Origin of the sequence: Kribbella sp. (assembly GCF_035655035.1) — a bacterium.
In the GTDB taxonomy this organism is placed as follows: Bacteria; Actinomycetota; Actinomycetes; order Propionibacteriales; family Kribbellaceae; genus Kribbella.
Genome location: NZ_DASRVN010000601.1, coordinates 1 through 3,876, shown reverse-complemented (window position 1 = coordinate 3,876; position 3,876 = coordinate 1). Strand labels below are relative to the sequence as shown.

Below are 3,876 nucleotides of genomic sequence, written 5' to 3'. Positions count from 1 at the left end.
GAGTGCCGCCCGCAAGGCCCGGGACTCGTCGGTGCCGGATCGCAGGTTCAGCCTGTCCACCAACTCGAGGAGATCCCGCGCCGCGGCCCGCCGCTCGTCCCGATTGCCGGAGTTCTGCTTGGCCGACAGCGCACGCAGCTGGGCAAAGACGCCTGCCACCAGCTGCCGCGATTCGCTGTCGCTCCGGCGCCGGAACTCCTGTGCGCTCATCGAGCCGAGTTCGACCGCCCGATCCTCGCCGAGGGTCTGGACCAGGCTGCGCAGCAACGGCTGCTCGTGGACTGCCGTACGCCGGGACGCCGGGCCGGGACGCCCTGCGAACTGGACAAGTACCTGATGCAGGAACCGGTCGACGTACGGATCCGGCTGCCCCGCGCGCTCACGCAGCCCGTTCTCGTGCCGGGCCAGCGCCTCGACGACCGTCCTCTCGACCGCCGGCCACGGCCCCGGCGCCACCGCGATCTCGAGGTCGTCGTTCGGCATCGAGGTATGGGCCGGGCGTGCGTCGAACCGGATGGTCAGGTGGTACGTCGTGTTGTCGGTCCGCCGTACCACGAAGTGCTGCTCGCGGCCGGTGATGCCGGTCCGGGGCTCGATCGACGCTACGCCGGTCGCGCCGGCGATCCGTCGGCGCCGGGCCGCGTACAGCGCGATCGCGATCGGACGGTCCGAGTGGTCGTTGCCCGGGTCAAGCGTCCGATCGGCCGCCGCCGACTCGACCACCTTGTCCTCCAGGCGGTTGACGGCCGCGGTCACCTTGCCGAACGCCTGCTCGACGATCCACGGCCGGCGCAACGCAGCCGCGACCCGGTCCCGCAGGTCGTCCGGCAGGATGCCGGGGATGCCGTCGAGCGGCTCGTTCTCCAGCTTGTTCACCTGCTCGAGCAGCAGCCGCAGCTCCCGGACCGGATGCCCGTCGACCGTGCCCGCCTCGATCCGTTCGACCAGGAACGCCACCTCGGCCCGCCGGCCCGCGCGTCGCCGGTCGTGCGCGTTGTCGCCGCGTCGTATCGCCACGATCTCCGCCACCGTGTTCGCCAGCGCCCGGCCGACGACGTCGTCGGTGGCCCGGGCCGACAGCGTGACGCGGCTCCAGGGCGTCCAGTCGTACGGCGAATCGGTACGGTGCAGCCCTTCCAGCCTGACCGGCCCGGCGTCGGTGAAGGTGGCGTCGTCGACGACGGCGAACTCGCTGTGCAGCCTGCTGTCGTCGTCGAGGACGATCACCAACTCGGTCGCCGAGATGCGGACCTCGGCAACGCCGGCGGCACGGGCGATCTCCGCCGCCTCGAGCTTCGCGGTGGCCAGTACCTCGTCGGGCTCCGCCTGCCCGCGGCCGTCGCCGCGGAAACTGCTGCCGGAGATGCTGCCCGGCCCGCCACGAGGCTGCTCGCGATACCGGCGCGGCCGGAGCTGGGGGCCGGCATCGTGGTGGCGGGAGAGCCGGGCCTCGACGCGACCGGCAAGATCCGCATCGAGCCCGGCGGCGAGTTGACCGGCGGCGCCGGCTTCCAGCCGGAGCCCGTTCGCGGAGTCGAGCAGCGCGAGGTCCGCCCGCACGGCGGCCCTCGGATCCGAGCCTGGCAGCTGATCTCCTATCCAGCCCAGCAGCGCGATCTGGGTCTCCTGCGCGCGCTCGTGGGCCGTGTGCGGCGGCGTACCGCTGAGCAGCTCGCCGATCTCCCGCAGCTCGTGACCGATGGCCGGCAGCACCTCGACGGCATCGATGAGGTGCCGGGACACGGTGATCGTGATCGTGTCCGCGCCTTCGAACCCGGCCGGCGCGTGGTTCGCGACGTCGCCCACCACGAACACCACCGTGCGCGATCGATCACCACGCACGATCCGGTAGCGCATCGGATCGGCCGGGTCACGCTGGAGGCCGTCGAGGATCGCCAACCGCTCCACCGCCGCCTTGGTCTTCGCGTCGCCGAGCAGCGCGGTGATCAGCGCGGCCACAGCCGTCGCGTTGTCGTCCACGCGACCCGCGGTGCTGAACATCTCCCCCACTGCCGAAGCGTTGCCCGAGGCAACTTCCGGGCGGTTCAGCGCGAGCCAACGGAAGCCGTGACCTTCCAGAGTGACGGAGTACGGAAGGTCGTCGATGGTCCGGAAACGCTCGTCGCCGATGACGTCGGTCGGTCTCCGGCCGATCCAGGCGCTCAGATCCAGCTCGGTGGCCTGGGTCGTGCCGGCCAGGTTGAACACTCCCAATACCACGTCGCCGTCGTACTCGCGCGCGATCGTCAGCACGTGACCGTTGCTACCGCCGAGATCGGTGAGCTTGCCGTTGGCGAGAGCGGGCTGCGACTTGTACGCCGCGATCAGCCCGCGGGTCCAGTGCAACAACGACGACTCGTCGTACACCTGATTCTCGACGTTGACGTAGCGGTATCCGTTGACCGGATCGGCCACCGGGGGCAGATAGAGGTGGCGGGGGTCAGGATCGCCGTTAGACGGCCGGTACGGCGCGGCCGTGGAGAAGCCCGCGTTGCGGTCCGGGGTCCACGGCATCGGGGTGCGCTGGGCGTCCCGGTCCGGCAACGCCGGGTTGTCACCCATGCCGAGTTCGTCGCCGTAGTAGATGATCGGCGACCCGGTCAAGGCGAACAGCATCGCATTGGCCAGCTTGACCTTCCGGAGGTCGTTGCCGAGCAGCGGAGCGAGCCGGCCGACGAAGCCGTCGTTGGACTTCCGCTCCTTGGCCGGGTCGTACGTCGCGTGCAGGTACTCGCGTTCGGCGCGGGTGACCATCTCCGTGGTGCGCTCGTCGTGGTTGTCGAGGAAGGTCATCAGCGCGGCACTCGCCGGCAGCTCCGGCCGCAGCCGCAGCACGTCGCGGATCGGTTCGGCGACCTCGCTCGCGAGGGCCATGTACAGCCGTGGCATCAGCGCGAAGTCGAAGGCCATGTGGAACCCGTCGCCGCCCGTGGCCGGATCCCCGAAATACTGCATCAGGTCGGCCAGCGGCTGGTTCGCCTCGCAGAGGATCATCGCGCCGTACCGGTCGGCGAACGCCCGCATCTGCCGGACGAACTCGTGCGTCTGCGGAAGGTTCTCGCCGTTCGTGCCCTCCCGGACGAACAGGTACGGTACGGCGTCCACCCGGAACCCGTCGACGCCGAGCCGGAGCCAGAACTCCTGCGCGGCCAGGATCTCCTGCCGGACGGCGGGATTCTCGAAGTTCAGGTCGGGCTGGTGGCTGAAGAACCGGTGCCAGAAGTACTGCTTGCGGACCGGGTCCCAGGTCCAGTTCGAGGTCTCGGTGTCGGTGAAGATGATCCGCGGACCGATCAGCGGCCGGCCGTCCGCCGAGGTGATCCGCAGCCAGGTCGACTCGGGGTCGATGTCGCGCCGCTCGCCGGTCTCCGGATCGACGATGTACTCCGTCCCGGCCTCGTCGGTGTACAGCGACGTGTAGTACTGCTCGGGCGAGTCGGACCACACGTAGTAGTCGCCGTACGGGCCGTCGGGGTCCCGGCGGGACTCCTCGAACCAGGGGTGCTGGTCGGAGCTGTGGTTCGGCACGAAGTCGACGATGATCCGGATGCCCCGCTGGTGCGCCTTGGCGACCAGTTCCCTGAAGTCGTCGAGCGTGCCGGCGTTCGGGTGGATGTCGGTGTAGTTGCTGACGTCGTAACCGCCGTCCTTGAGCGGCGACGGGTAGATCGGGTTCAGCCACACGCAGTCGACGCCGAGCAGCTGCAGGTAGTCCAGCTGGTCGATGAGTCCGCGGAGGTCGCCGTACCCGTCTCCGTCGCCGTCCCGGTAGGCCCGGACGAGCGCCTGGTAGAAGACCGCGTTCTTGTACCACTGCCCGCCGTCCGGCTCCGCGTCCGCAAGGGTGGTGGCGACGGTGATGGCAGCGAGCCACAA

1 protein-coding gene is annotated in these 3,876 nt (G+C 70.0%); it reads right to left on the bottom strand.

All coding sequences use genetic code 11. The features are described from left to right. Positions 1–3,876: alpha-amylase family glycosyl hydrolase (locus tag VFF46_RS31835; protein ID WP_325040941.1), on the bottom strand; the 3,876-nt coding region annotated here is incomplete at both ends.